At 70.1% G+C, this 25,667-nt stretch carries 24 protein-coding genes and 1 pseudogene; 13 read left to right on the top strand and 12 right to left on the bottom strand.

The window, feature by feature from the left end; translation table 11 throughout:
- Positions 1-19 precede the first annotated feature (19 nt).
- The 4 genes from ETAA1_RS16845 (at position 20) to ETAA1_RS16860 (ending at position 4,168) form a co-directional block, all read left to right on the top strand.
- Positions 20-973, top strand: a complete 954-nt coding sequence (locus ETAA1_RS16845) for an ROK family protein (protein ID WP_145240443.1) — start codon at positions 20-22, stop codon at positions 971-973.
- A gap of 27 nt (positions 974-1,000) precedes the next feature.
- Positions 1,001-1,777 (top strand): inositol monophosphatase family protein, encoded by a 777-nt coding sequence (locus ETAA1_RS16850; RefSeq protein WP_145240445.1) that lies wholly within the window; start codon positions 1,001-1,003, stop codon positions 1,775-1,777.
- Between the two features lie 100 nt (positions 1,778-1,877).
- Positions 1,878-2,666, top strand: coding sequence for a hypothetical protein (locus tag ETAA1_RS16855; protein WP_145240447.1), 789 nt, complete (start codon positions 1,878-1,880; stop codon positions 2,664-2,666).
- Positions 2,667-2,950: 284 nt separating this feature from the next.
- On the top strand, positions 2,951-4,168 hold the full coding sequence (locus ETAA1_RS16860; protein ID WP_145240449.1) for a serine/threonine-protein kinase: 1,218 nt from the start codon (positions 2,951-2,953) through the stop codon (positions 4,166-4,168).
- 44 nt (positions 4,169-4,212) lie between these two features.
- Here ETAA1_RS16860 and ETAA1_RS16865 read toward each other — a convergent pair whose 3' ends face one another.
- From ETAA1_RS16865 to ETAA1_RS16885, 5 genes are all read right to left on the bottom strand, one after another.
- Positions 4,213-5,826, bottom strand: coding sequence for a CTP synthase (locus tag ETAA1_RS16865; RefSeq protein WP_145240451.1), 1,614 nt, complete (start codon positions 5,824-5,826; stop codon positions 4,213-4,215).
- A 137-nt stretch (positions 5,827-5,963) separates the two neighbouring features.
- The gene (kdsB, locus tag ETAA1_RS16870) at positions 5,964-6,725 is read right to left on the bottom strand and encodes a 3-deoxy-manno-octulosonate cytidylyltransferase (protein WP_145240453.1); all 762 of its coding nucleotides are present in this window, start codon (positions 6,723-6,725) and stop codon (positions 5,964-5,966) included.
- A gap of 100 nt (positions 6,726-6,825) precedes the next feature.
- On the bottom strand, positions 6,826-7,209 hold the full coding sequence (locus ETAA1_RS16875; protein WP_145240455.1) for a hypothetical protein: 384 nt from the start codon (positions 7,207-7,209) through the stop codon (positions 6,826-6,828).
- Positions 7,210-7,353: 144 nt separating this feature from the next.
- Complete coding sequence (locus tag ETAA1_RS16880) at positions 7,354-8,595, bottom strand: PQQ-binding-like beta-propeller repeat protein (RefSeq protein ID WP_145240457.1); 1,242 nt, start codon at positions 8,593-8,595, stop codon at positions 7,354-7,356.
- A gap of 17 nt (positions 8,596-8,612) precedes the next feature.
- Positions 8,613-9,386: a sigma-70 family RNA polymerase sigma factor gene (locus ETAA1_RS16885; RefSeq protein WP_145240459.1), complete on the bottom strand. Its 774-nt coding sequence runs from the start codon at positions 9,384-9,386 to the stop codon at positions 8,613-8,615.
- Positions 9,387-9,662: 276 nt separating this feature from the next.
- On the opposite strand from ETAA1_RS16885, the gene ETAA1_RS16890 reads away from it, so the two are divergent.
- On the top strand, positions 9,663-10,595 hold the full coding sequence (locus ETAA1_RS16890; RefSeq protein WP_261341985.1) for an excisionase family DNA-binding protein: 933 nt from the start codon (positions 9,663-9,665) through the stop codon (positions 10,593-10,595).
- Between the two features lie 2 nt (positions 10,596-10,597).
- Here ETAA1_RS16890 and ETAA1_RS16895 read toward each other — a convergent pair whose 3' ends face one another.
- Positions 10,598-11,392 (bottom strand): SDR family NAD(P)-dependent oxidoreductase, encoded by a 795-nt coding sequence (locus tag ETAA1_RS16895; protein WP_145240463.1) that lies wholly within the window; start codon positions 11,390-11,392, stop codon positions 10,598-10,600.
- A 56-nt stretch (positions 11,393-11,448) separates the two neighbouring features.
- Between ETAA1_RS16895 and ETAA1_RS16900 the strand changes: the two genes are divergently transcribed.
- Positions 11,449-12,414, top strand: coding sequence for an SMP-30/gluconolactonase/LRE family protein (locus ETAA1_RS16900; protein WP_202920180.1), 966 nt, complete (start codon positions 11,449-11,451; stop codon positions 12,412-12,414).
- Between the two features lie 30 nt (positions 12,415-12,444).
- Here ETAA1_RS16900 and ETAA1_RS16905 read toward each other — a convergent pair whose 3' ends face one another.
- Together ETAA1_RS16905 and ETAA1_RS16910 are read right to left on the bottom strand one after the other, a co-directional pair.
- The gene (locus tag ETAA1_RS16905; protein WP_145240467.1) at positions 12,445-14,865 is read right to left on the bottom strand and encodes a TolC family protein; all 2,421 of its coding nucleotides are present in this window, start codon (positions 14,863-14,865) and stop codon (positions 12,445-12,447) included.
- Between the two features lie 209 nt (positions 14,866-15,074).
- Positions 15,075-15,401 carry an Mpo1-like protein gene (locus ETAA1_RS16910; RefSeq protein ID WP_202920181.1) on the bottom strand — a complete coding sequence of 109 codons (327 nt, stop codon included), beginning with the start codon at positions 15,399-15,401 and terminating at the stop codon, positions 15,075-15,077.
- A gap of 139 nt (positions 15,402-15,540) precedes the next feature.
- On the opposite strand from ETAA1_RS16910, the gene ETAA1_RS16915 reads away from it, so the two are divergent.
- Genes ETAA1_RS16915 through rpe form a run of 6 tightly spaced genes read left to right on the top strand, consistent with a single transcriptional unit; the run spans position 15,541 to position 20,238 of the window.
- Positions 15,541-16,233, top strand: a complete 693-nt coding sequence (locus ETAA1_RS16915) for a CerR family C-terminal domain-containing protein (protein ID WP_145240471.1) — start codon at positions 15,541-15,543, stop codon at positions 16,231-16,233.
- Positions 16,234-16,284: 51 nt separating this feature from the next.
- Positions 16,285-17,436: an ABC transporter permease gene (locus ETAA1_RS16920; protein ID WP_145240473.1), complete on the top strand. Its 1,152-nt coding sequence runs from the start codon at positions 16,285-16,287 to the stop codon at positions 17,434-17,436.
- Entirely contained in the window at positions 17,433-18,161 is a 729-nt protein-coding gene (locus ETAA1_RS16925) for an ABC transporter ATP-binding protein (protein ID WP_145240475.1), read from the top strand. Before ETAA1_RS16920 ends, ETAA1_RS16925 begins: the two co-directional genes overlap by 4 nt.
- Positions 18,162-18,172: 11 nt before the next feature.
- Positions 18,173-19,240, top strand: coding sequence for an HlyD family secretion protein (locus ETAA1_RS16930; RefSeq protein WP_145240477.1), 1,068 nt, complete (start codon positions 18,173-18,175; stop codon positions 19,238-19,240).
- On the top strand, positions 19,237-19,539 hold the full coding sequence (locus tag ETAA1_RS16935; protein WP_145240479.1) for a hypothetical protein: 303 nt from the start codon (positions 19,237-19,239) through the stop codon (positions 19,537-19,539). The genes ETAA1_RS16930 and ETAA1_RS16935 overlap by 4 nt, the downstream gene beginning before the upstream one ends.
- 18 nt (positions 19,540-19,557) lie before the next feature.
- Positions 19,558-20,238, top strand: coding sequence for a ribulose-phosphate 3-epimerase (gene rpe / locus ETAA1_RS16940; RefSeq protein ID WP_145240481.1), 681 nt, complete (start codon positions 19,558-19,560; stop codon positions 20,236-20,238).
- A gap of 2 nt (positions 20,239-20,240) precedes the next feature.
- On the opposite strand, the gene ETAA1_RS16945 is transcribed toward rpe, so the two are convergent.
- The gene (locus tag ETAA1_RS16945) at positions 20,241-20,852 is read right to left on the bottom strand and encodes a GMC oxidoreductase (RefSeq protein ID WP_202920182.1); all 612 of its coding nucleotides are present in this window, start codon (positions 20,850-20,852) and stop codon (positions 20,241-20,243) included.
- Between the two features lie 112 nt (positions 20,853-20,964).
- Between ETAA1_RS16945 and ETAA1_RS16950 the strand changes: the two are divergent.
- Positions 20,965-21,585: pseudogene (locus ETAA1_RS16950) on the top strand (ISAs1 family transposase); the annotation flags it as partial.
- Here ETAA1_RS16950 and ETAA1_RS33850 read toward each other — a convergent pair.
- The 3 genes from ETAA1_RS33850 to ETAA1_RS16965 form a co-directional block, all read right to left on the bottom strand.
- Positions 21,546-23,153, bottom strand: coding sequence for a hypothetical protein (locus ETAA1_RS33850; RefSeq protein WP_390621217.1), 1,608 nt, complete (start codon positions 23,151-23,153; stop codon positions 21,546-21,548). The pseudogene ETAA1_RS16950 and the gene ETAA1_RS33850 sit on opposite strands and share 40 nt — an antisense overlap.
- A 459-nt stretch (positions 23,154-23,612) precedes the next feature.
- On the bottom strand, positions 23,613-24,716 hold the full coding sequence (locus ETAA1_RS16960; protein WP_145240484.1) for a BBP7 family outer membrane beta-barrel protein: 1,104 nt from the start codon (positions 24,714-24,716) through the stop codon (positions 23,613-23,615).
- A 12-nt stretch (positions 24,717-24,728) separates the two neighbouring features.
- Positions 24,729-25,562 (bottom strand): alpha/beta hydrolase, encoded by an 834-nt coding sequence (locus tag ETAA1_RS16965; RefSeq protein ID WP_202920183.1) that lies wholly within the window; start codon positions 25,560-25,562, stop codon positions 24,729-24,731.
- Positions 25,563-25,667: the final 105 nt, after the last annotated feature.

Genomic DNA, 25,667 nt, shown 5'->3' on the forward strand with positions numbered 1-25,667 from the left:
CGCAACGCAGGGGGATCACATGAACGGCGGCTACTGGCTCGGAGTGGACCTCGGCGGCACGAAAATCCTCACCGGCCTGTTCGACGACGACCTCAAGCTTCTCGCCAAGTCGAAGCAGCCGACGCGCGCCGACGACGGCCCGGCTGGAGTGGTCGGCCGCATCATTGAGGGCGTCGAGGGCGTGCTGAAGGAGGCCGCCATCGACCCCGCGCAGGTTCGCGGCATGGGACTCGGCGTGCCGGGGCAGATCGTCATCGGCACGACCACCGTCAAGTTCGCGCCGAACCTCGACTGGCACGATGTGGACGTGGCACCCCTGCTACCCGCCTCCTGGAAATGGCCGGTGATGCTGGAAAACGACGTTCGGATGGGAACGTTCGGCGAGTTCGCCTACGGCGCGGCGAAGGGCGCCCGCAACGTCTTCGGCGTGTTCGTCGGCACCGGCGTCGGCGGCGGGCTGATCCTGAACGGCGAACTCTTCACCGGCTTCAACGGCAACGCCGGCGAGGTCGGCCACGTCATCGTCCACTGGCGGCGCGGCAGCAGCCTGGAGAGCATCGCCGGCCGGAAGTACATGATGAAGCGGGCCAAGGAGGTGCTCGACGACGCCCCGAAGCGCGTCCGCAAGGAGTGGAAGAACGTCGACCTGGCGAAGGTGCGCAGTTCGCAGCTCGCCGAGTTCTACCAGAAGGGCGACCCGGTGGCGGTGCAACTGGTGGACGACGGTGCCCGCGCCCTCGGGGCGGCGGTCGGCGGGGTGGTCAACCTGCTGAGCCCGGAAGTGGTCGTGATCGGCGGCGGCGTCGCGGGGGCGCTCGGCGACCCGTACATCGAACGCGTCTGGGAGTTGGCCCGCCGGCACACGCTGCCTGGGGCGGCCGACAACGTCCGCTGCGTCGCCGCGGCGCTCGGAGACGACTCCGGCGTCATCGGCTGTGCGGCGTACGCGCGCGCCCGGGCCTCACGGTCGTAACCCAACCCGATACGGACAACCGACACGATGAATCGCGACTGGCAGACCCGCTACGAGCTCGCCGTCGAAGCCGGCCGCAAGGCCGGCGACCTGGCCCGTGCCTATTACGAGACGACGTTCGACATCGAGAACAAGGCCGACGACACTCCCGTCACCGTCGCCGACCGGCAGGCCGAGCAGCTCATCCGAAGCCTGGTCACGCAGTCGTTTCCCGACGACGGCTTCCTCGGCGAGGAGTTCGGGGACCAGCCCGGCGGCTCCGGCTTCCGCTGGGTCATCGACCCGATCGACGGCACCCGCTCGTTCATCCGGCACATCCCAATCTGGGGCACGCTGATCGGCCTGGAGTACCGCGGCGAGCCGATCGGCGGCGTCGCCTACGCCCCGGTGCTCGGGCAGGTGTACCGCGGGCTCCGCGGGGACGGCGCGTTCGTGAACGACCGCCGCATCCACGTGGCGAAGACCGACAAGCTCGGCGACGCGCTGATGTGCTACAGCAGCCTCAACTGGTTCACCAAGGTCGGCCGGGAGAACGCGTTCCTCGAACTCGTGCGGCGGACGCACCGGCAGCGCGGGTTCGGCGACTTCTACGGGTTCTGCCTCGTCGCCGAGGGGGCGTGCGACTTCATGATCGACCACGGCGTCCACGAGTGGGACGTGTCGGCCCTGAAGGCGATCGTCGAGGAGGCCGGCGGACAGTTCACCGACTGGGGCGGCACGCCGACCACGACGACGCCGGACGTACTGGCCAGCAACGGCCTTCTGCACGCCGACGTGCTGGCGATCTTGCGCGACACCCCGTAACCGCTGTTGCCATTCCGCGGCCGTACGCGAAGAATGACACCACGGCCGATGTCGGCCGCCCCGCCTCGCCGTCCCCTCCCCCGTGCAGGAGTCGCGCCCCATGCGCTGCCGCTTGTTCAGCCTCGCCGCGTTCGCCGCGGCCGCCGTGCTCCCCTCGGCCGCCGCCCAGCCGCCCGCCGGCTGGTCCAACGTGAAGGGTCAGATTACGTTCCCCGCCGGCGCGCCGATCCCCGAGCGGAAGGCGCTCGATGTGACGCAGGACAAGGCCCACTGCTTGAGCAAGGGGCCGATCCCGGACGAGACGCTGATCGTCAACGGCAAGAACCGTGGCATCAAGAACGTGGTCGTGTGGCTGCGGCCGGACGACATGAACGCCAAGTCGAAGCTGCCGGCCGAGCAGATTCACCCGTCCGACAAGGGCCGCAAGGCCGCCGAAGTGACCATCGACCAGCCGTGCTGCATGTTCACCCCGCGGGTCACGCTGGTGCGGGCCGGCGACACGCTGGTGGCGAAGAACTCGGCCCCGGTGGCGCACAACTTCTTCTGGACGAGCGGTAACAACGGCGACCACAACCCGACGATCCCGGCCGGCGGTTCGCACAAGATCGGGCCGCTGAACCCGGAGACGGCGCCGATCCCGTACAAGTGTACGATCCACCCGTGGATGAACGGCGTCGTCCGCGTGTTCGACCACCCGTATTACGCGGTGACCGACGACGACGGCAACTTCTCGCTGGCGAACGCCCCGCAGGGGAAGTACCGCATGGTGGTGTGGCACGAGAAGGTCGGCTTCCTCGGCGGCAAGGACGGCCGGTTCGGCACGCCGATCGAGATCAAGGGCGACGCCACCCAGTTGAAGGCGATGGACTTCGGCGAGCTTGCGAAGTAATCCCGGCTCGACAGCGCGGGTTCTGGCCCAGCGGCCAGAACCCGCGCCGACCAGCGATTCGACACCTCGGCGTCACCCGCTCAACACTCGCAACTCCCGCGCACGTTACCAGTCTCGTTGGCCCGGCTCAGTGCCGCGGCCGACCGAGTTCCACCATCGCTTTGACTTTTTTTAAACGCACGCCATAGTTGTCGACAGAACGGTCACAATCGTCGGAGCCGGTGTGCTCCGCACGCCGAGATGTCGTACCCGGGCCTGCCTGGTCCCGTTGTGGGAGTTCGCCCATGAAGTCTGCTCGCGCCCGCGAATTTCAACTCCCGGTCACCACCCGCTACGAGTTCGAAAAGTTGCTGGGGAGCGGGGGTATGGGGGTGGTCTACCAGGCCCTCGACCGCCGGACGGGTGAGCGGGTCGCCATCAAGGTCCTCCGGTTCCAGCCGTCGGCGAACCCGACCCTGTTCAAGCGGATCGAACGGGAGTTCCGCTCGGCCTCGAACCTCGAGCACCCGAACATCGTCCGGGCGCTGGCGTTCGAGACGGACGAGCGGAGTTGTTTCCTCGTGTACGAACTGATCAACGGCGGTAGCCTCGGAGACCGGCTCGACAACCACGGGCGGATCCCCGAGGTGGACGCCGTGAAGTTGATTACCCAGGTTGCCCAGGCGCTCCACTACGCCCACTCGTTCGGCGTAATTCACCGCGACGTGAAGCCGGATAACGTGCTGATCCTGCCGAGCGGGCGGGTCAAGTTGACGGACTTCGGGCTGGCCAAGGAGTTGGACAACGACGAGGAACTGACCCGGCAGGCGAGCGGGCTGGGGACGCCGAACTACATGGCCCCGGAACAGTTCGTGGACGCCCGGTCGGCCGGTGTCCAGTGCGACGTGTACTCCCTCGCGGCCACCCTCTTCCACCTGCTCACCGGCAGAATCCCGTTCGACGGCAAAACGGACCTGGCGATTCTGACGATGAAGGAGCGTGGGATCGGAACGTCCCCCCGGGCGCTGCTACCCGGAATCAGTGGGCGGGTCGATGCCGCCATCCGGGCTGCCCTCAACCCGGACGCGACCAAGCGGCCCGCGACGGTCCTCGAGTTCTTCAAGCTACTCACCGCCAGAACCCGGCTCGGGCGACCGGGCGCCGTCCCGAACCTCACCCAGTCTGCCGCTCCCGACGACCGTCGGGTGTCGTGCCGGCACACCCTCAAGGTCGGGGCGTGTGGGGTGGTCGATACGACTCTCCACGGTGGGACCGAGGAAGTCTGGCCGCTCGTCGTCCGCGACGTTTCCGGGACGGGGATCGGCGTGACGTTGGCCCGCCGGTTTGAAGTCGGGACGGAACTCGGGATCGAACTCCACGCCGGCCGCGAGCCCGGCTTGCGCCGGTTCGCGGCGCGGGTCGTGCGCGTCCAGTCGGACCGTGGCGGGTACTGGGTCCACGGGTGCGTCTTCGACCCGCCGATCCACGAGGACGATGTCGCCGGCTTGCTCGAGTTCGCCTGACCCGCCGCGCCTGAGCCCGGGCTGACGGCCCGGGAAGGCGAACCCTACTGCCTGGCGAGCCGGTACTTCACGGCGGCTCCGACGAAGTCGCGGAACAGCGGGTGCGGCTTCGTCGGCTTCGATTTGAACTCGGGGTGGCACTGCACCGCCACGAACCACGGGTGCCCCGGCAGCTCCAGCGCCTCCACCAGCGTGCCGTCCGGGCTCGTGCCGCTGAACACCAGCCCGGCCGCGCTCAGCCGGTCGCGGTACAGGTTGTTCACCTCGTACCGGTGGCGGTGCCGCTCGTGGACCACGTCCGCCCCGTAGGCCTCCCGCGCCTTCGAGCCTGCGGCGAGGTGGCACGCGTACGACCCAACCCGCTGCGTCCCGCCGACGTACTCGATCCCCTCCTGCTCGCTCATCAGGCACACCACCGGGTGGGCGCACGCCTTGTCGAACTCGGTGCTGTTCGCGCCGTCGAGGCCTGCGACGTGGCGGGCGTACTCGATCGTCGCGCACTGGAGTCCGAGGCAGATGCCGAAGAACGGCAGCCCCGTCTCGCGGGCGTGGCGGATCGCGTCGATCTTCCCCTCGATGCCGCGCTTGTCGAAGCCCCCCGGCACGAGCAGGCCGTCCACGCCGGCGAGCATCTTCGCCGCCCCCTCCTTGTGCAGCTCCTCCGAGTCGATCGTGGTGACCTCGACCGTCACCTGGTTGGCAATGCCGGCGTGGTCCAGCGACTCGTACACGCTCTTGTACGCGTCGCGGTGCGTCACGTACTTGCCGACGAAGCCGATCTTCACCGTCGGTCGCGGCTGCTTCATCCGGGCCAGCATGTCGCGCCAGTCGTCGATCCGCAGCGGCTGCGTCAGTTCGAGCCCGAGCTTGGAGGCCACGAGCTCGTCCACTTTCTTGTCGGCGAACCCGAGGGGCACCTCGTAGATGCTGAACTCCTTGTCCTTCTCCTCGATCACCGCCCGCGGCTCGACGTTGCAGAACAGGGCGATCTTGTCGATGTCGCCCGGCGGAATCGTCCGCTCCGTGCGGCACACCAGCACGTCCGGCTGGATGCCGATCTTCCGCAACTCCATGACGCTGTGCTGCGTTGGCTTCGTCTTCAGCTCCTTCGCCGCCTTCAGGTACGGCACCAGCGTGAGGTGAACGAACAGGCAGTTCTGCTTCCCCACGTCGAACGCGAACTGGCGGATCGCCTCGAAGAACGGCATCCCCTCGATGTCGCCGACGGTGCCGCCGATCTCGGTGATGACCACGTCCACGTCCGGCGTCGCCAGCCGGGCGATGCAGTGCTTGATCTCGTTCGTGACGTGCGGGATGACCTGGACCGTCTTCCCCTTGTACTTCCCCTGCCGCTCCTTCCGCAGGATCGTCTCGTAGATGCGGCCGGTGGTCAGGTTGCAGCCGCGGTCGAGCGACACGTCCGTGAACCGCTCGTAGTGGCCGAGGTCGAGGTCGGTCTCGGCCCCGTCGTCGAGGACGTACACCTCGCCGTGCTGGTACGGGCTCATCGTGCCCGGGTCGACGTTGAGGTACGGGTCGAGCTTCTGCATCCGAATCTTGAAGCCGCGGCGCTCGAGCAGCAGCCCGATCGACGCCGAGGTGAGTCCCTTGCCGAGCGAACTGACAACGCCGCCGGTGACGAAAATGTGTTTGGCCATGTGGTGAACGCCCCCGGTGGTCGGTGAACGGAGCGGGGCCGGCGCTGCCGCCGGCCCCGTCAGTCACTCCTACCCCCACTCTATCGCCCGACGGGCCGCGGTCCAATGGCGGTGCCGCCGGATCACGCCGCCACCGCTCACGCGGCCCGGCGCGACCGCCTCTCTCCGTAGGCCCGGACGAAGGCCGCGTAGTCGGCCGGCGTGTCCACGCCGCGGTGGGCCTGCGCCACCCGCCCGACCTGGATCGTCCCGCCGGCCCCGAGCACCCGCAGCTGTTCGAGCTTCTCCGCCTCTTCCAGCGGGTGCGGCGGCAGCCCGGCCAGCCGCAGCAGGAACGCGCGCCGGTAGGCGTACACGCCGAGGTGCTGGAGGTATCGCGGCGGCCGCGCAGCCAGGTCCGGCTCGCCGTCGCGCGTCATCGGGATCGGGCTGCGCGAGAAGTACAGCGCGCGGCCGCGGTCGTCGCACACCACCTTCACCACGTTCGGGCTGAGGTACGATTCGCGGTCCGGCAGCGGCGTCGCCAGCGTCGCCATGTCGGAGCCCGGGTCGGCGACGAGCAGCCCGACCAGCTGGTCGATCGCCGCCGGCTCCAGCTGCGGCTCGTCGCCCTGCACGTTCACCACCACGTCGGCCCCGATGCCCCGCGCCACCTCGGCCACGCGGTCGGTGCCGGACGGGTGGTCCGCGCGGGTCATCACGACGTTGCCCCCGAAGCCCTCGACCGCGGCGCGGATGCGCTCGTCGTCGGTGGCGACGATAACCAGTGACGCCGTCTTGGCCGCGGCGGCCTGCTCGTAGACGTGCTGGATGAGGTACTTGCCGGTCTCGCGGAGGAGCGGCTTCCCCGGCAGCCGCGACGACGCGAACCGGGCGGGAATGACGACGGCGACGCGCATCGGGGCCGACCTCCGTGTCGGGAACAGGTAGGGCGGCTGATTACACCGTAGAAGTGAAACGAGTTGCAAGCCCACCCCGGGTGCCGGGTGACTCGCCCGGTTAGCGCGGCTTGGGTCCGGTGCCGTTCTGAAGGAACGCCGACACCCGCTGCTTCAGACGGCGGTGGGCCGGGCTGCTGCCGTTGCACAGCTGCAGAGCGTCTCGGACGTTCAGGCCCGGGTCGGGGAACGGCAGCTTCGCCAGCGCGTCGTCCACCGACCCGGTCAACGTGTAGCGCGTGTCGAAGCCCGGGGCCACGTCGATGGAAAAGCCCCGAAGGGTCTCCAGGTCGCGGTAGAAGCCGCGCACGTCGAGCTTGAGGCGGGTGAGGAGGAGGCGGCGCGACTGCGGCCCGTCGCCGAGGAGCGTGAGGAGCTTGTACAGTCGGGCGGCGCGCTGGGCCGTCAGTGCGGCGGTCGGCGGGCCGACCTTCTTCCTCGCCATGGCTCCTCCGGCCGTCCCCGGGCGCCCCGCCTCCCTGCGGGTGACCAGGCCGCGGGCCGGGGGAGAGATCGTCCCGCGGGCGGCGCCGGTCGAAACATTGGACGTGAGTCTAGAGACGCCCGCGGGGGAAAGCAAGCACGCAAATCACCGCGCCCACCGGTATACCGTTAGCCCGGTCAGGTCGCGGACGAACAAGTCGTCGCCGGCGGCCGCGAGGTGCGCCCACGTCTCGGACGCGGCCACTTTCGTGCTGCCGAGCGGCTCGAACTCGCGCGGATTGGCCTTCACCAGGAACAGCGTGCCGCGGCTGTCCAGGCCCAGCAGCTTGTCCCGGTTGGCGATCAGGCTCCAGTAGTCGCTGAACCGCTCCTCGGTCCGCCACGCCTCTTTCCCGGCCGCCAGGTCGAAGCACGCCAGCCGCCGGTCGCGGCCGAGGAGGTAGGCGTGGCCGCCGACCACGACCGGGCTCGTCATGTGGCCCTCGTACTTGACCGACCAGCCGTCGCGGGCCGCGAACCCTTCGCTGTTCGCCGTCACGCGGAACACCTGCGTCGTGCCCTCGTAGGTGCTCGTGAACACCCCGTCCGGCGCGACCGGCTGCGGCGTCAGGATGTTCATGCCGCGGAACGCCGGGATCGTTCGCGACCACAGGACGCGGCCGTCGGCCGGGTCCACGCCGGCCATCTTCGTGCGTGTCTGCACGAGGAGTTGGTCGCGGCCGTCGAGCTTGGCCAGCACCGGCGAGGAAAACGCCGAGCCCATCATGCCGCCGCCGTCGGTGAGCGACCGCCACTTCACCTTGCCGGTAGCCTTGTCCACCTTCGCCAGCCCGCCGCCGGCCTGCACGTACACGCCGTCCGGCGCGACGAGCGGCGAGCAGACGAACCCGAAGTCGGGGGGTGAGGTGCCGTACTCCTTCACGAAGTCGAGGCGCCACCGCTCCTTGCCGCTGGCGGTGTCCAGCGCCACGAGCACGTCGCGGATGCCGGCCACGTACAGGGTGTCGCCGTCAAGGGCCGGCGTGGAGCGGACCCAGCTGCCGTTTCGGGCGGCGAAGAACGGCACCGTCAGCGAGCCGTCCCACTTCGCCTGCCACTTCTGCTTCCCGGTGGCGCGGTCGAACGCCGTCACCACCTCGACCTTCTTGTCGACCGTGGCCGTGGTGAAGACCGAATCGGCCGAAACGATCGGCCCCGAGTAGCTCGGCCCGAGGTCGTCGGCGCGCCACAGCTTCTGGAGGCTCGCGTCGGTGAGGCGGTCGGGCCACGCCGGGCCGGTGAACACGCCGTCGCGGGTCGGGCCGCGCCACTGCGGCCAGGTGGTCGGTTCGCCGGCGAAAACGGGTGCGGCCGCGAGCGCGGCCGCCAGGAGGACGGGACGGGTCATCGGTACTCTCCGGGGGGCTACGAGAGGGCGCGGCGGAGTTTGTCGAGCGCCTCGGCCTGGACCTGCCGGACGCGTTCCTTGGACAGACCAACTGCCCGACCGACGCTCGCCAGCGTCGGGGCGTGGCCGTCGGCGGAGAACCGGTGCGCCAGAATCCGCTTCTCGCGCTCGGTCAGCAATGGGTGGTCGTCGCGGAGGTACTCGTCGAGGCGGAGGCTCCCGGACGACGCGAGTTGGTCGCCGCTCGGCCGGCCGCCCGGGTCGCCGTCGGGGAGGGCGTCGAGCGACATGGCGCGGGCCAGCCAGTCGGACGCGAGCCGCTGCGACAGCCGGGACAACGCGCGCACGATGCAGGTGTAGGCGTACGTGCTGAACCTCACGTCGAGCCACGGGTTGAACGCGGCGACCGCCTGGATGAGGACGACGTGGCAGTCGCCGACCAGGTCGTCCGCCCGGTTCGACACGGACATCCGCCGCCGGACGGCGCGGTAGACGAGCTTGCGGTTGCCGAGGACGATGCGGTCGCGGAGGGCGAGATAGACGCCGTGCCAGCGCATCCGACCGCCGGCCGTGCGGGCGGTGTGCATCCGGTAGGCGGCGTAGTGCATCCGCCGGGCGTGGTCGCGGGTCACGTCGTCTGGCATGTACCGCGCCTCAAAATCGCCGGCGGCGTCGAGTGCGGGGCGGGCGGCGTACAACTCGTCGGCGCCCGGCGCGTCGAACGACGGGTGGCGGACGTACCCGGGTAGCGCGTCCAGGCGGGAAACACGGCGGGTGGCGGAGATGGTCATGGCACGCTCCGTGAGGGCGGCTTGTGGACGATTCGAACGTTTTGCCGCGGCCCGTCATTACCTAAACCGGCCGATTTCGGCCCAATCACACACTCAGCAACGGATCACCGCTGACAGAAACGACCAAATCGTTCATTAGTATCGACCGGAACCCCGCCGGTGTCAAGGGTGGAAATCGGACGAATTCGCCGCCCGATGTGCCGTGTGGCCCCGGAGGCGGCTATAGTTGGGGTGCCGAAGCTCTGCCCGCGACGCCCTGGAGACTGCGCGAAACGCATGAATCGTCCACATTCCTCCGCCGAGCCGCCGGACTCTTCGGGGTCGCGGTACGTCAGCACCGCGGAGGCGGCCGTGGCCCTCGGCGTCAGCGTCACCACCGTCAAGCGGTGGGTGGACGACGGCGTCATCCCTGCGCACCGTACCGTCGGCAAGCACCGCAAGCTGCTCGTCGCCGACCTCTACCGGCTCGTCCGCGACGGCGCCCTGCCGCAGGCGGACCTCGGCCGGCTCCTTGGAAAGGCCGCGACGGACAACGACCCGGAGGTCGTTTATCGCCGGCTTCTCGAAGCGGTCCGCACCGGCGACCTGAATGTCATCTCGTTGCTGATCCCCGCGGCGTACCGGTCCGGCATCTCGGTCAAGACGATGGCGGACGGCGTGTTCGCGCCGCTGATGCGGCAGGTCGGCCACGAGTGGGAGGCGGGCCGGTTAGAGGTGATTGACGAGCACCGCGTCACGCAGGCGTGCGTCGGCGCGCTGTACGCCCTGGCCGCGGAGCTCCGGCCGACCGCGGGGGCCGACCGGCCGGTCGCCGTCGGCGGGGCGCCGGAGCACGATCACTACGTGCTGCCGACGCTGCTGGCACAGCTGACGCTGCTCGAAGCCGGGTGGGATGCGGTGAACCTCGGCCCGCACACGCCGATGAGCGCGTTCCGCACCGCCCTCGACGACCTGCGGCCGGCGCTGGTTTGGGTGTCGGCCACGCACGTCACCGACCCGGCGACGTTTCTGGCCGAGTTCAACGCCTTCTCGCGCGAGGCCGAGGAGCGTGGAGTCGCCGTCGCGGTCGGCGGGCAGGCGCTGACGGAAGGGCTGCGGCGCCAGATGCGTTACACGTCGTTCGGCGACGGGCTTGGTCACCTGGCCGCGTTCGCCCGCACTCTCCACCCGCAGGCGCGGCCGCCGCGCCGCGGCCGGCCCGCCTCCTGAAGTCACCCGCCTCGCTCGGCGTCCGTCACCGGCCGCACCGGCATCTGCTGGGCGTCGAGCCCGCCGTCCACGTTGATGACGGCCCCCGTCGCGTAGCCGGCGCGGTCGGACGCGAGGAACACGAACCAGTGGGCCACGTCCTCGACGGTGGCGATTCGGCGGATCGGGATCTGGTCGATCACGGCCGCGCGGCCGGCGGGGTCGGACTTGAGCCCGAAGTCGGTCAGCGGCGTCTCGACGAGGCCCGGCGCCACCGCGGCGGTCGTGAACCCGAGCGGCGCCAGCTCGACCGCCAGCTGCCGGCACAGGGCGTTCACGGCACCCTTGCTGGAATCGTAGAGCGTGTGCAGCGGCTCGGACCGCGTCGCGTTCAGCGACGTGGTGAACAGCACGCGGCCGCCGCGATTCAGAGCGGTGGCGCGCCGCACCACCTCGCGCGTCAGCGCCAGCCCGACCCACACGTTCAGCCGGAAGATGAAGTCGAAGTGCCCGCGCGTCAGTTCGGCGAGCGGCGGCTCCTTGTACGTGCCGACGTTGTTCACGAGCACGTCGACGCCGCCCATGCCGTCCCACGCCTCGGCGACGAGCCGCTCCGGCTCGCCGTCGGCGAGCAGGTCGGCGCGGGTGTAGCGGGCGGCGGGGTAGTCGCTGAGAAGCCGCTGCACCTCGCGGAGCGCGTCGAGCGGGTGCTCGCTGGTGAGCGTGACCGCGGCACCGGCGGCGAGCATCGCCTGCGCCACGCCGAGGCCGATCCCCTGACTACTGCCGGTAACCAGCGCCCGCTTCCCGTTCAGCATCGTATCCTCTCCCAGGGCTGTCCGTAACGTACCAGCCGCCCCGCCGGGAGAACACCGTGCCGACCCCCAGCACCACCGCGACCGTGCTTTTCACCCCCGACGAGGACGAGGAGGGCTTCCTCCCCGAGGGGCCGCGACCGATCGTACTCGACGGGCGCGAGGCGCTGCTGTGGGTAAACATCCAAACGGCCCCGGACGCGACGCAGGGGGCGCTGCACGTCCGCTACTGGGACACCGGCGGCACCGAGTCGTGGGCGCTCCCCGGCCGGCCCGGCTTCGCCCTGCCCACCGACCGGCCCGGCGTCGTGCTCGTCGGGCTCGACCACCAGGTGGGCACGTTCGACCTCGATTCCTACGAGTGGACGCCGCTCGGCGCCGTCCCCGACCCGCACCCGCGGACCCTCATCAACGACGCCGAGCCGACGCCGGACGGGCGGGCGGTCGTCTTCGGCACGAAGGACACGCGGTTCGCAGACCCGCTCGCGGGGCTGTACCTGCTGACGCTCGGTGACAACCGGGTGTCACGCCTCCGCGGCGGGCAGACGTGCTCGAACGGCAAGGTGATCACCGCCGGCGACGGCGGGCTGACGCTGTTCGACATCGACACGCCGACGAGGACGGTGGTGCGCTACCGGCTCGACGCGGCGGCGCGGGAACTTGTCGAGGCCGGCGTGGCCCTCGACCTCCGCGGCGAGCCGGGATTCCCGGACGGGATGGTGGACGCGGGTACCGAAACGGTGATCGTCGCGTTCTACAACCCGGAGCCGGTCGCGGCCGGGCGGGCGGTGCGGTACGACCTGCGGACCGGGGCGGCGGTCGAGGAGTGGACGACGCCGGGTTCGCCGCGGGTGACGTGCCCGTGCCTGGTGCGGCACGGCGACGGCGTGCGGTTGGTGCTGACGACGGCGACGGAGGGGATGCCCGCCGAGCAGCGGGCGGCGTGCCCGGCGGCCGGGAGTCTGTTTGTTGCTGAGACGCGGCTCGCCGTCGCGCCGGCGTCGCCGGCGGTACGGCTGGCCTGACGTACGGCCGGCACGAGGCCGGCCCTTTTGTTACTGCGACACGTTTACCGGCGGCGCCCCCGACGGCGGCAGGCTTGCCGGGATGCCGCTGGCATCTGGCGTTGACAGTGGCGGCACCGTGGGCCGTGCGCTCGACGGGCCGCCCTCCGGTACCGGCACCGGATTCGTCATCGGGGCGATCGGCTGGAACCGCGGCACCGTCACCGTCCCGCTCGGCGTGAAGAACGACCCCGGCTCCGGCGTCCCCGCCGGGTTCGCCACCGGCCCCGGCTGGACCATCGGCAGCGGCCGAGGCGCTGCCGCGCCCGGGCCGGGCACCGGCACCGGCACCGCCATCGGCTGCGGCTGCGGCAACGGGGCCGGTACACCGGGACGCACCTCCGGCTGCGGCACCGCGTTGAGGTCGGGCGCGGCCGGCAGGTTCAACAACTGCGGCAGGCCGCCCGGCGCCGGACCCGCCGGCCCGAGGTTGTGCGGCGGCGAGTGCGGGGTCGGGTCGGTCGCCGGCCGCTCCCGCAGCTTGATCGCCGCTTCCACCCGCGCCCGTTCGTGGTCGGCCGCCCGCTCGCGGACGAACTGCGGCAGCGGCCCCTCCGCCATTGTGATGCTGTTGTACCGCTGGATCGTCCCCTTCGCGAATTCGAACTCCGCGAGCGCCGAGTTGTACTGGGCGATGAACTGGAACTCCTGCGCGATCGAGTCCGCCAGGTCGCGTTGCACCTGGAGGTAGTTGAAGTAGTCGGCCGACTGGAACGACCCGATCTCGATGCGGATGCGGACCCGGGCCACGAACTGCTGGAGCGCCTCGCGCCGCGCCCGGGCCGGCCCGATCAGGGCGTACGACTCCGCCACCCGGCGGTGCTTCTGGATGAGGTACTCGACCGCCTTCAGCTCCGCGTCGCGCAGCTGGAGGTAGTTGCGGGTCAGTGTCATCGTCTGCTGCCGGACCTGGGCGTTGGCGTCGCGGAAGCCGATCGGCATGTCCAGGCGCAGGCCGAGCGTCCAGCTGTTGAACTGGTTGTTCCCCAGGCTGGCGAAGGCGTTCCCCGGCGTCGTGCCGCCGGCGCCGATCAGCTCGGAGCCGTCGAGTCGGGTACCGAGGCCGGCCACGTCGTACTGCGCGAACGAGGTCAGGTTCGGGCGGCGGAGGTTCCGCGCCAGCAGCAGGTTCAGCTGCTGGATCTTCACCTCCTGGCGGGCGAGCATCAGCTCGGGCCGGTACGTCACCGCCTCCTGGGCCGCCTCGTAGAAGTCCGGGCTGAACGGGGCCAGGTTCGGCTCGTCGGCCGGGACGATGCGCTGGCCGTCGTCGCTCCGCAGGCCGAGCAGCTTGCGGAGCTGGCGCTCGCTCTCGAGCACCTGACCGCGGGTCGCGATCACCTGACCGCGGAACAGTTCGAGCTGGGCGCGGGCCTGGTCGAGTTGCTGCGGCGGGTCGATGTTCGGCACGCGGGCGGCGGTGAACCGGTAGCCCTCGTAGGACTGCCGCAGACCCTCTTCGCGGGCGTACAGGTTGTAGTACGCGGCGTACAGGTTCCAGTACGCCGTCTCCACGTTCGCCAGCAGGTAGTTGACCGACGCCTCGAACTGGCTCCGCGACTGGTCGGACCGGATGCGGGCGATCAGGATGCCGTCGGTGCCGCCCTGGACGATGCCGCCGGTGCCGCCGGTGGGCCCCACGCCCTGGATCAGCTGGCTCCGCGGGGCGAGGTTCGCCGGCGTGATCTGGTTCACCTCCACGCCGAACAGTTGCAGCAGCGGCTGCTCGAACGAGAATTGCACCCGCGGCGTGTAGTTCGGGTTCACGAACCCGGCCTGGTTCGCCCCCGACGCGAACTTCGAGTAGTCCACGCTGAACGTGACGCCGGCGTAGCCGCCGCTCGGCAGCGGCTTCACCAGGCTCGTGTTGAACGAGGCGGCGTCGCGCTGCTGCTGGAACGACAGGAACTGCGCGGCGACCGGCTGGTCCACCTTCTGCCACGTCATGCTGCTGAGCCAGCGGACGTCGAACCGGGACAGCGAGCGCTCGATGCTGGCCTGGTTGTAGCCGGGGTCGATGGCGAACGCGCGGATCGAGTCCGTGCTGTTGTTGAGGCCGAAGTTGAAGCCCGGCAGCTGCTCGCTCCCGAAGCCGAACTGGTTCGGGTTCTGGCCGCCGACGTTCCCCTGCTCCAGGGCGATGGCGATGCACTCGCGGAGCGTCATGAACCGCGGCGGCCGCGTGGGGTCGAGCACCGTGGCCGGCCCGAGGCCGCCGCCGGGCCGGTCCACGAGCGGCGGCATGATCGTGTCGTGTACGTTCGATTCGAGGTTCGGCGGCAAGCTGGCGGTCATGACCTTGGCGTGGTCGCCCGGCTCGAACACGATCTGCTGCTTGCAACCGACGACGCCGCCGAGCCCGGCCAGAACGCAGATGCGGAGTACCAGCGTTGTCCAGGTGTACCGGCTCATCGTTCCCCCCGTCCGTCGGCCGTGCGCCGCCACCGTCCCCCGGCGGCGGCGGCCGACGTCCGGTTGAACGGACGAGGGTGCGCGGCCGCCACGGTGGGGCGTCCGGGAACCTATCGGCCGGACCGTGAGGAAGAATTCAGCGACTTTGCCGGCGGTAGCGGCTGTGTGGCCCGTGCGGCGCACAACCTGGAGAAGCTGTGGGGTTCGGCTCAAGTAGCGTCGGCGGGGCGCTCCGCGTACTGCGGGGCGACGGCGACGACGGGGAGGCCGAGGAGCCGCTTCAACGGAATCAGCTCGCCCACGTCGTTCCCCTCCACGCGGTGCCCCACCCACTGGAGGAAGTAACCGAGGACGATCGCGCCGGCGCCCCAGTACCACTCGGCGAGGAACAGCAGCGGCACCCCCGCGAACGCGAGCGGGATGCCGACCATGTGGACGGCGAAGTTGAAGCCGTTCCGGTGGCGAGTCAGCCAGTTCCGCCGCGCCCGACCGGCGAACGCGATCAACTTCCGGGCGATGGGAAAGCGGTGCGACATGGCGACTACGATAGGTCGCCGCGCGAAACACGGGTAGGCGTTGCACGTGGGGAGCAATCGCATAACGAGCAGGACTTGACCACGAAACAAACGTTTGCTATGTTCCCAACAGACGATTGAAACCGATGTTTGGGACGCGATGACATCTCCCCTTGCGACCCCCGAGCCGAGTGACGCCCGCGAGCGGCTGTTGGCCGCGGCCGAGGTCGAGTTCGCCGAGCGCGGCTACGACGGGGCGACGGTCCGCGAGATCACCCGGCGGGCGGGCGCGAACATCGCCGCGATCAACTACTACTTCGGCGACAAGGAACGGCTGTACGTCGAGGCGGTGAAGTACGCCCACAGTTGCGCCACCGGCGGCCCGCTGCCGACGGCACCCGTGGGCACGACGCCGGTGCAGCGGCTGGCGGCGTTCATCCGCGAGATGCTGCGGCGGATGCACGCCCCGGCCCGGCCGACCTCGATGAAGCTGATGATGCGCGAGATGACCGACCCCGGGAAAGCGGCGAACGTGGTGGTGGACGAGTTCATCCGGCCGATGGCGTTCGCGTTGCGCGAGCATCTCCGCGCCGTGCTGCCGGGCCTCGACGAGAAGCGGCTGCTGATGACCGGCTTCAGCGTCATCGGGCAGTGCCTGTTCTACCGCCAGAACCGGCCGGTCGCGGAGCTGATCTTCGGCCGGGACGCGATCGCCGAGCTCGACCTGGACGCGGTGGCGGATCACGTCGTGCGGTTCACGCTGGCCGCGCTCGGCGAAGGCCCGCCGATCGCCGAAACCAAGACGGATGGCCACAAAAAGGCACGAAAAGACACAATAATGAACGATCTTTAATTTTTGTGTCTTTTCGTGCCTTTTTGTGGCTAATCTGCCGGAGTTTACGCCATGAATTGGGTCGCGCTCAAGATGCTGACCGGCGACCGCACGAAGTACTTCGGCATCGTCTTCGGCGTCAGCTTCGCCGCGCTGTTGATGGCGCAGCAGAGCGCCATTTTTTGCGGCCTGATGCGGAACACCACGAGCCAGATTCGGGACATCCAGGGCGCCGACCTGTGGGTGATGGACAAGAACGTCCAGTTCATCGACGACGTGAAGCCGCTGAGCGAGAACGACCTGTACCGCGTCCGCGGCGTCCCCGGGGTGAAGTGGGCGGTGCGGCTGTACAAGGGGCTCGGCCGCGCCCGCCTGACCGACGGCAACTTCCAGCAGGTCATCATCCTCGGCCTGGACAACGCCACGCTCGTCGGAGCCCCGCCGCCGTGGCGTGTGTTGCACGGCAGCGTCGAAGACCTGCGCCGCCCGGACGCGGTGTTCATCGACGAGTTCGGCTGGCGTTACCTGTTCGGCGACGAGCCGTTCGTGCCCGGGGCGAAGACGCTGGAGCTGAACGACCGCCGGGCCGTGATCGTCGGCGTGTGCGAGTGCAGCCCGACGTTCCAGACGTTCCCGATCCTCTACTGCACGTACTCGCAGGCGCTCCAGTTCATCCCGCAGGAGCGGAAGACGCTGTCGTTCGTGCTCGCCAAGGCGGAGGACGGCGTGAGCCCCCAAGAAGTCGGGCAGCGCATCGAGGCGCAGACCGGCCACAAGGCGCTGACCGACGACGCCTTCGTGTGGACGACCATCGGCTACTACCTGAAGCGGACCGGCATCCCGATCAACTTCGGCATCACCGTGGCGCTCGGGTTCGTCGTCGGCTGCGCGATCGCCGGGCAGACGTTCTACCTGTTCACGATCGAGAACCTGAAGCAGTTCGGCGCTCTGAAGGCTATGGGCGTCGGCAACCTCCGGCTCGTCGGCATGATCCTGCTGCAAGCCGCGGTGGTCGGCGTCATCGGGTACGGCATCGGCGTCGGCGGGGCGGCGCTGTTCGGGTACGTGTTCGAGCGGGTGGTGAAGACGGCGCCGCCGGCGTTCTACTTCCCGTGGCAAATCCTCGCCCTCACGGCCGTCGCGGTGGCGGTCATCGTCACCGCCGCGGCGCTCGTGAGCATGCGGCGCGTCCTGTTCCTCGAAGCCGGGGTGGTGTTCCGATGACCGCGACGGCCACGCAACCCGCGATCGCCCTCCGCGGCGTGACGAAGGAGTTCGGCACCGGCGACGCCCGCGTGACGGCGCTGCACGAGGTCGACTTGGAGATACCGTACGGCGAGTTGGTGCTGCTCGTCGGCCCGTCCGGGTGCGGCAAGACGACGCTCATCTCGATCGTCGCCGGGCTGCTCGACGCGACCGCCGGCGAGGTGGAAGTGCTGGGGCAAAACCTGACGCGGATGCGCGGCGGCCGCAAGGTGCGGTTCCGCGGTGACAACATCGGCTTCGTCTTCCAGCAGTACAACCTGTTGCCGGCGCTCACGGCCGCCGAGAACGCCTGCGTGCCGCTGCTGATCGCCGGCTGGGACCGCAAGAAGGCCGTCGCCCGTGCCTCCGAGTTACTCGACGCGGTGGGCCTGGGGTCGCGGCTGAAGTCGTTCCCGAACCAGCTGTCGGGCGGGCAGCAGCAGCGCGTGGCCATCGCCCGCGCCCTCGTCCACGGCCCGCGGTTGCTGGTGTGTGACGAACCCACCGCGGCGCTCGACGCGGCTAGCGGCCGCACGGTGATGGGCCTGATCCGGCAGGTGGCGGTGGCGACCGACCGGGCCGTCGTCGTGGTGACGCACGACAGCCGCGTCTACGACTTCGGCGACCGGATCGTGTCGATGGCGGACGGTCGGATCGAATCGGTCGAGACGCGCGACGCCGGCCCGCTGGCGGCGCAAGAATAGGAGGACACTCGATGTTCACCCGCTACGCCCTTCCCGCCCTGGCGGTCGTGTCGTTCTCCTTCGCCGTCGTGCAGATGACGAAGGCCCAGCAGAAGGCGCCGCCGGTCAGCCCGACCGTCGAACCCGCTCGGGCGCCGTACCAAACGGCCGTGTCCGGCGCCGGCCTCGTCGAACCCGAGACGGAGAACATTCGCGTGGGCGTGAATCTGCCCGGCGTCGTGAAGGTGGTTCACGTCCGCGTCGGGCAGGAGGTGAAGCCCGGCGAGCCGCTGTTCGAGCTCGACGACCGGCAACTCCTCGCCGAGCAGGCGATCCGCCGCGCGACGCTCGCCAGCGCCCGCGCGTCGCTCCAGAAGCTGCAGGAAATGCCGCGGGCGGAGGAACTGCCGCCGCTGCGCGCGAAGGTGGCCGAGGCGCGGGCGTCCCTCGACGACAAGGTGAAGCAGTACGCCCGCCTCCAGCGGGCCGGCGGCGGCGTGTCCGACGAGGAACTCATCGGCCGCCAGATGGCCGTCGAGGTCGGCAAGGCCCAGGTGGCGAAGGCGGAGGCCGACCTGGCGCTGACCGAGGCCGGGGCGTGGCAGGCCGACAAGCTCGTCGCCGCCGCCGCCGTTGCGCAGGCCGAGGCGCAGCTGGCGCAGTCCGCGACCGAGCTTATGCGGCTCAAGGTGACCGCCCCGTGGATGAGCGCCCCGGACGGCGCCGCGGTGACGTTCCGCGTGCTGCAGGTAAACGTGCGGCCGGGCGAGTACGTGGCCACGGCCCCCGGAACGGCGATGGTGGCGCTCGGCACCGTCGGCCGGCTCCACGTGCGCGTGGACATCGACGAGAACGACATCCCGCGCTTCCGCGCCGGCATCCCCGGCACGGCCAGCCCGCGCGGCAACCCGCGGACGACGTTCCCGCTGCGGTTCGTCCGCGTCGAGCCGTTCGTGATCCCGAAGCGATCGCTGACCGGCGGGAATACCGAGCGGGTAGACACGCGGGTGCTCCAGGTCATTTACGCGATTGACAGCCCGAACCCGGGTCTTTATGTCGGGCAGCAGATGGACGTGTCCTTGAACGCCGCCACGCCATGACCCGCGCCCTGCCGCTGCTGTGCGCCCTCGCGGGCGTCGGCTGCGACGACTCCGACGCCCGCCGGCAGCGCACCGAGCTCGACGGGCTCGTGAAGCAACGGCAGTACCTCACCCTCCACCAGTCGAACCTCCGCATGGCGGCCGACGCCGAGATCGCCGGCCGCCCGCTCGACCAGCTGCCGCCCGACAGCGCCGCCCGCCTCACGGTCTTCCAGGTGCAGTACATCGAGGCCGAGCGCCAGCTCAAGAAGGTGGACGCGGACATCGAGTTGGTACAACAGCCGCAGCAACTGTACTGACCCACACCAGGACACGTCATGGCCGCGATTGCCCCGTCGATCCTGTCCGCCGACTTCGCCCGCCTCGGCGAACACGTCCGCGAGGTGGAAGCCGCCGGGGCCGACCGCGTCCACGTGGACGTGATGGACGGCCACTTCGTGCCGAACCTCAGCATGGGGGCCGTGGTCGTGAAGGGGCTGCGGCCCGCGACCCGGCTGCCGCTCGAGGTTCACCTGATGGTCACCGACCCGGACAAGTTCCTCGACGGCTTCGTGAAGGCCGGGGCCGACAGCCTGATCGTTCATCTCGAAGTGCTCCCCGACCCGCGGCCGATGCTGAAGCACATCCGCGGCACGCTCGGCAAGAAGGCGGGGCTGGCGTTCAACCCCGACCTGCCGGTGAGCCGCGTCGAGCCGTACCTCGCCGACATCGACCTGGCGCTGTGCATGACGGTGTTCCCCGGGTTCGGCGGGCAGGCGTACATCCCCGCGAGCAACGACCGCATCCGCGAGCTGCGCGGGCTGGTGAACCGCATCAACCCGGCGTGCGAGATCGAGGTGGACGGCGGCATTGACGCCACGACGATCGGCGCGGCGGCGGGTGCGGGCGCGAACGTGTTCGTGGCGGGCACCGCGGTGTTCGGCGCGAAAGAAGGTCCCGCCGCGGCGACCCGCCACCTGCGGGAGTTGGCCGCGCGAGCGGCCGGCGGCGGTGCCTGAGCCTACCCGATGTGGCGCGCCAGCCGCAGCGCCAGGCCGCCCAGCGCCCGCACCGGGTTCGCCGCCGTGCTGACCGGCAGCACCGACATGTCGCAGACGTACACGCCGGTGGTGCCGTACACCTTCAGGTTCTCGTCCACGACGGACCGCGGGTTGAACGCCGCGTCGCGGTTCGCCTTCCACGGCATCCGCAGCGTGCCGCAGGCGTGGTGGACGGTGCCCCAGCCGAACGGCCGGAGTTCGTCGTTGATCCCACCGTAGCGCTTCGTCAGCACCTCCACGTCGTTGAATTCGGCGAAGACGCGGTCCCGCGTGTCGTTCAGCATGTTCATGAACTCGGCGGCCGTCTTGTGCCAGCCGGCGACGGCCGGGAACCGCGAGTCGAGCAGGTCGCCGAGGTCGGCGAACCGCTTGAAGCTGACGAACGGCGTGTACCCGTCGTTGGCGTGCGAGTGGATACCGTTCTGGTCGTCCAGGCAGTTGGCGAAGCTGAACTTGATGTCCACCCGCGTCCGGCTCGGGTCGTGGTCGACGAGGCCCGCGGACGGGTCGTTGTTCCGCAGGTGCCAGTACTCGTGGTTCACGTTCATCTCGACGTTGAACGGGTACTGCACGTGGCCGTTGCCGTCGAGCGTCCCCCTGGAATAGACAGGACGATTGCAAAGTCCAGAATTCCGGTTAACGTGTTGACGGGTTGCGAGTTACTCACCTCGGGATGGAGCCCCGATGTCACCCACTTCCGACTCACTGGTCGCCGCGTTCCGCCAACTCACGGACCCTCGCCACCGCCGTGGTGTCCGCCACCCGTTCGCGGGGTTACTGTCCGTCGTCTTCCTGGGGCTGCTGAGCCGGCACCCCGACTTCGCCTCCCTCGCCCGGTGGGCCAAGCGGCACTGGCCGGCCCTCCGGGAGGCGTTCGGGCTGACCCGCCCGTACGCCCCGCACGCGACGACCTACAGCCGCGCGGCCGCCGCCTTCTCGATCGACGAGTTCCGCGGCGCCCTGGCCGGGTGGCTCGCCCGGGTGATGGCCGACGCCCCGACCGCGGCCGCGGTGGACGGGAAGACGAGCAAGCAGGCCCACGACGCCGACGGCGACCCGATCCACGTCCTCAACGTGTTCGCCCACGACGCCCGGGTGTGCCTGGCCGACTGGCCGATCGGGGACGGGAAGGAGACCGAGCCCGAGGTCCTCAAGGCCCACCTGGACGAGTTGTTCGCCGCCTGGCCGTCGCTCCGGGTGCTGACCGGGGACGCCCTGTTCTGCCAGCGCCCGCTGGCCCGGGCGATCGTCGAGGCCGGGCGGGACTACGTGCTGGCGGTCAAGGACAACCAGCCCGACCTGCACGAGACGATCCGGGCCGCGTTCGCCGACGCCACCCCGGCGTCGGCGAGCGCGACGGCGCGGGGAAAAAACGCGGGGCGGTCGAGACCCGGCGGGTCTGGTGCGACGCGGCGACGGCGGACTACGCCCGCGAGGCGCTGAACGTCCCCGGCCTGCGGGCGGTCGTGCGGGTGGACCGGGAGACCCGAGGGGCCGACGGCGCCCGGACGTGCGAGACGCGGTACTTCGCCACCAGTCTCGACCCGGCCGTGGTGACCGCCGCCGCGTTGCTCCGGCTCGTTCGCGGGCACTGGTCGGTGGAGAACAGCCTGCACTTCGAGAAGGACCGGTGGTGGGACGAGGACCGGCACGTGTGCCGCCGGCCGGGGTTGGCCGAGCGCTTCACGACCCTGCTGAGCGCGGCCGTGAGCGTGTTGCGGGTACTCAACCCCGGGGGTAAGGGCGAGCCGCTCAAGGCGCAAGCCGACGCCCTCAACTGGGACATCGAACGCGCCATCAACCTCATGACCCGCTGATACCTGCGACTTTGCAATCGTCCTGCTGGAATAGAAGACGATCTTAGCGTGCTCGTCGGGGCTGATCGGGATGCGGGGGTTGCCCGCGGACGTGACGTACGCCTGCGACTCGGCCGACACCGGGTGATCCGTCAGGCCGAAGCCGACCAGTTGCCGGATGTCGGCGGGCAGTGTGTGAAACACGGACGACCGGTTGATCAGCTTCGGGCTCTCCGTCGAGCCGGCCGCAATGATCACTCTCGGCGTGTAGAAGCTTCGCTGCTCGCCCGTCACGGTGTTCGTCGTCCGCACCTCGTACCAGTCGTGGGGCACGCTATTAACGGCTTCGACGAAGCTGTTCAGCTTCACGAACAGCCCGGCCCCGTTGAGGTTGAGGGTGGGGCGCGTCAGCCCGGTCTGGTTGATCAGGAGCTCGGCCGTGTTGAACACGCCCGTCGGCTCCACGAAGAACTGGGTCGCCGGCGTGCCGTCCGCGAGGAGGTACGGTTGGTGCAGCGCCCGCGGCGTCTCGTGAATCACGAAATCCTGACCGAGCGGGCTGTTCCGGAAGTGGACGGCCAACTGGCGGGCCTTGTCGCCCAGCGACCGCGACGCGTTCATCCGCTCGCCGGCGAGGTTCAGGAACCCGCCCTTCAGGTCCGTCCGGACCGCGTCGGGGAAGAAGTCCAGCTCCCAGTCCTGCGGCTCCGGGATGAGCCCGGACCAGAAGATGGAGCGGCCGCCGAAGACGAGCTGCGGCTTGCCGCCGATGAAGCGCTGCGGCGTCTCCGCCTGCTGGAAGTTGTCGACGCCGAAGTGGGCCGCCACGTCGCTGTTGTCGAAGCGGCAGATGTTGTAGGCGTGTGTCGGGTAGACGAACGAGCCGGCATCCACGACGAGGATGCGCTTTCCCGCGTTGCGGTCGGCCAACTCGTCCGCCACAACCCCGCCGCCGATGCCGGAGCCGATGACGATGTAGTCGAAGTCCGGGTTCGTGCCGTCGTAATCGCGGATCAGACGGGTGTGGGCCTCGCTCTTCTCCGACACCAAGTTGGCGTAGTTGTTTTGAAATGGCATGCGTGATACGGTCGGAGTACGGGTTGTACCTGTCGATGGAGCGTACCCGGTTCCACGAGTAGTCGCAAGAAGGTGCCGGCGAATAGCTCGGAACTGCTCGCCGCCACCGCGGGCCGATTCCTCCGATTTCGCCCGGTGCGGATTTGACTTCCCGAGGCGAGAGCTTACGGTTCGTTTGTACACGTCTTCGCCCGCGCCCACATCCCCACTCCGGGAGCCGCCATGCCCGCCGTCGCCGGCCGCGGGGCCGTTCGCGCCGAGCTCGAACGCCTCGCCGATGTCGTCACGTCCGCCGACGCACCGAACGACGACGCGACCCGCTCCGCGGTCACGAACGCGTTCCTGGCCGCGGTCCGCGGCCTACGCCGGCTGCTGAAGTCGGACAACCATTCGCTGGTGTTCCGGTCCGCCGAAGTGCTCGCCCGGGTGTGGATGACGCGCTACCGGGCGCGGATGCCATTAAAAGCGCAGCTCCATGCCGAGGCCGAGCGCGTTCACCCACAGGTCGGATGTTCCGCCGCAGCCGCAGAAGGCGTCGCCGAGCCGCGCCACGCGGTCGAGGTACTGGAACGAGTACGACGCGAACACGCTCCCCGAGCCGCCGAACCGCACCCCCACCTTCCAGCCGACCGTCGGCAGCACGGCTCCGGAGCTCCCGCCGCCGAGCCGCGGCCGCGGGCTGGCGAAGCCGAACGCGCCGCTGGCGCTCGTGTCGGTGGTCACGGTGCCGTAGGCGATCTTCGCCACGCCGTCGGTGTACCACGCGCCGTAGTCCAGCCCCACGGCCACCCCGACCTGCCCGCCGTGGAACGTCGTCTCGGCCTGGAGCCGGTTGATCTGGTAAGCCCGGCCGCTGTCGTCCGGCCGGTCGCCGAGGTAAAGCTCGTCCGTGAGGTAGGCGAAGCGGTAGCCGGCGAGCACGTCCACGCGGGCGGTCTCGGCGCGGAGCAGCGTGTACCGGTAGTTCACGTCGGCACCGACGAACGTGGTCGAGAGCGTGGCCGGGAACGTCGTGCCGAGCCCCGGCGGCAGGGCCACGAGGACCGGCGCGTCGCGGGTCCAGTCGGGCGAGTAGACGAGCGCCCCGGGGGCGTACCCCTGGAGGCGGCGGACACCCTCGGGCAGCAGGAACAACGACGCGTCCACGCCACTCCGTTCACCGAGGCGGCGGCCCACGTCAAGGCTCAGCCCACCCTGGAAGCTGTCGGTCCCGCGGCCGTCGGTCGGAATGTTCAGGCCGGCGACGGTCCGGCCGAATACGTCCGGCGGCGTCAGCCTGAGAGTTCCCGGGAGACCGCGGGTGGACAGCCAGCCGAGTTGTGCCGCGGCCGAGACGCGCCACAGTTCGTCGAGCATCGGCTGCCGCCGCTCGAACTCGGGCCCGGGCTCGGGGAGGTACAGGTGGCCGTGGTCGTAGGGCGGGACGGGGCCGCCGGGGGCGAACGGGGCGGGCGGCGCCTCGGGGATCGGCACGGGGATGAGCGGCAGCTCGGCCGGCGGCTGTGCGAACGCGGGTCCGCCGCCGAGCAGTGCCGCCCACGCCGCCAGCCAGCGGGTCCGCATCCGGGCTCCTTGTCAGCGAACGCTGACGCCGACGAGCGGGAAGAGGTAGTGGTGCAGGAACGTCGTCGAGTACATCCCGTGGTGCCCGCCGGTGTGCCCGGTCCAGGCCACGTCGGCGGTCCAGAAGTGCTGCCGGAGCAGCGGCACGTCGTCGGCGCTGACGGTGCCGGCGCGGAAGCCGTTCCGCCCCGCGGCCGCGGCGCCGAACCGGTCGGTGGTGCCGACAACGCGGGTGACCAGGCCGAGGGCCACCCAGTCCTTCTTGCTGCAGAACACGTCGACGCCCTCGCGGCTGGCGCGGAGCGTCGGCCGGATGTCGTAGCCGACCGAGACGGACGGCGCGAACAGGACGACGCGATCCACGGAGTCGGCCGGCAGGTTGTCGCCGGCGGCCAGCGCGACGGCACAGCCGGCGCTGTGGGCGACGATGAGCACGCGACGCCCCGGCTCCCGGGCCTGTCGAATGCGGATGAGGCCGGCGAGGCGCTTCCCCTGATCGCGGGCGTGGTCGGCGTCGATCTGGTCGGCGAGGAGCCGGCGGTGGCCGTGCGACCAGAGGAACGTCGCCACCTCGACGGGTGTGCCGGCGAGGAGGTTCGCCTGGGAGACGGCGTTCGAGCAGCCGCGCAGGTCGCCGGCGCCGTCCACGACCCACAGCAGCGGCCGCGGGTCGGCGGTGTTCTGCGGCTCGGGGCACTGGGTGCGGTGGACCAGCGCGGGCTGAGCGGCCGCCATCCACACCGCGCCCGGGACGGGTGGCGGGGCGGGGCGATTCGGCCGGCCAGCGAGGTTCGCCGCGGTCAGGGCGGCGGCGACCAGCAGCGCGGTACGGAGAAGCCTTCGCATCGATGGAACCCGGCGGGGGCGCGACATCCCGGTCCGAGTGACGCATGTACTATCGGCCGCGGTCGGCCGCAACCTGAGTTTCACGGCGGCCCGGTAAGCTGGGCA

The sequence above is a fragment of the Urbifossiella limnaea genome, from assembly GCF_007747215.1.
Classification (GTDB): Bacteria; Planctomycetota; Planctomycetia; order Gemmatales; family Gemmataceae; genus Urbifossiella; species Urbifossiella limnaea.

What these genes read in the sequence shown, in the direction of transcription:
- ETAA1_RS16930 (WP_145240477.1), top strand. Translation starts at nt 18,173, where the DNA reads ATGTTCACCCGCTACGCCCTTCCCGCCCTGGCGGTCGTGTCGTTCTCC.
- ETAA1_RS16925 (WP_145240475.1), top strand. Translation starts at nt 17,433, where the DNA reads ATGACCGCGACGGCCACGCAACCCGCGATCGCCCTCCGCGGCGTGACG.
- ETAA1_RS16885 (WP_145240459.1), bottom strand. Translation starts at nt 9,386, where the DNA reads ATGACCATCTCCGCCACCCGCCGTGTTTCCCGCCTGGACGCGCTACCC.
- ETAA1_RS16920 (WP_145240473.1), top strand. Translation starts at nt 16,285, where the DNA reads ATGAATTGGGTCGCGCTCAAGATGCTGACCGGCGACCGCACGAAGTAC.
- ETAA1_RS16915 (WP_145240471.1), top strand. Translation starts at nt 15,541, where the DNA reads ATGACATCTCCCCTTGCGACCCCCGAGCCGAGTGACGCCCGCGAGCGG.
- ETAA1_RS16910 (WP_202920181.1), bottom strand. Translation starts at nt 15,401, where the DNA reads ATGTCGCACCGCTTTCCCATCGCCCGGAAGTTGATCGCGTTCGCCGGT.
- ETAA1_RS16865 (WP_145240451.1), bottom strand. Translation starts at nt 5,826, where the DNA reads ATGGCCAAACACATTTTCGTCACCGGCGGCGTTGTCAGTTCGCTCGGC.
- ETAA1_RS16890 (WP_261341985.1), top strand. Translation starts at nt 9,663, where the DNA reads ATGAATCGTCCACATTCCTCCGCCGAGCCGCCGGACTCTTCGGGGTCG.
- kdsB (WP_145240453.1), bottom strand. Translation starts at nt 6,725, where the DNA reads ATGCGCGTCGCCGTCGTCATTCCCGCCCGGTTCGCGTCGTCGCGGCTG.
- ETAA1_RS16855 (WP_145240447.1), top strand. Translation starts at nt 1,878, where the DNA reads ATGCGCTGCCGCTTGTTCAGCCTCGCCGCGTTCGCCGCGGCCGCCGTG.
- ETAA1_RS16860 (WP_145240449.1), top strand. Translation starts at nt 2,951, where the DNA reads ATGAAGTCTGCTCGCGCCCGCGAATTTCAACTCCCGGTCACCACCCGC.
- ETAA1_RS16895 (WP_145240463.1), bottom strand. Translation starts at nt 11,392, where the DNA reads ATGCTGAACGGGAAGCGGGCGCTGGTTACCGGCAGTAGTCAGGGGATC.
- ETAA1_RS16935 (WP_145240479.1), top strand. Translation starts at nt 19,237, where the DNA reads ATGACCCGCGCCCTGCCGCTGCTGTGCGCCCTCGCGGGCGTCGGCTGC.
- ETAA1_RS16880 (WP_145240457.1), bottom strand. Translation starts at nt 8,595, where the DNA reads ATGACCCGTCCCGTCCTCCTGGCGGCCGCGCTCGCGGCCGCACCCGTT.
- ETAA1_RS16845 (WP_145240443.1), top strand. Translation starts at nt 20, where the DNA reads ATGAACGGCGGCTACTGGCTCGGAGTGGACCTCGGCGGCACGAAAATC.
- ETAA1_RS33850 (WP_390621217.1), bottom strand. Translation starts at nt 23,153, where the DNA reads ATGCCATTTCAAAACAACTACGCCAACTTGGTGTCGGAGAAGAGCGAG.
- ETAA1_RS16875 (WP_145240455.1), bottom strand. Translation starts at nt 7,209, where the DNA reads ATGGCGAGGAAGAAGGTCGGCCCGCCGACCGCCGCACTGACGGCCCAG.
- ETAA1_RS16960 (WP_145240484.1), bottom strand. Translation starts at nt 24,716, where the DNA reads ATGCGGACCCGCTGGCTGGCGGCGTGGGCGGCACTGCTCGGCGGCGGA.
- ETAA1_RS16905 (WP_145240467.1), bottom strand. Translation starts at nt 14,865, where the DNA reads ATGAGCCGGTACACCTGGACAACGCTGGTACTCCGCATCTGCGTTCTG.
- rpe (WP_145240481.1), top strand. Translation starts at nt 19,558, where the DNA reads ATGGCCGCGATTGCCCCGTCGATCCTGTCCGCCGACTTCGCCCGCCTC.
- ETAA1_RS16850 (WP_145240445.1), top strand. Translation starts at nt 1,001, where the DNA reads ATGAATCGCGACTGGCAGACCCGCTACGAGCTCGCCGTCGAAGCCGGC.
- ETAA1_RS16965 (WP_202920183.1), bottom strand. Translation starts at nt 25,562, where the DNA reads ATGCGAAGGCTTCTCCGTACCGCGCTGCTGGTCGCCGCCGCCCTGACC.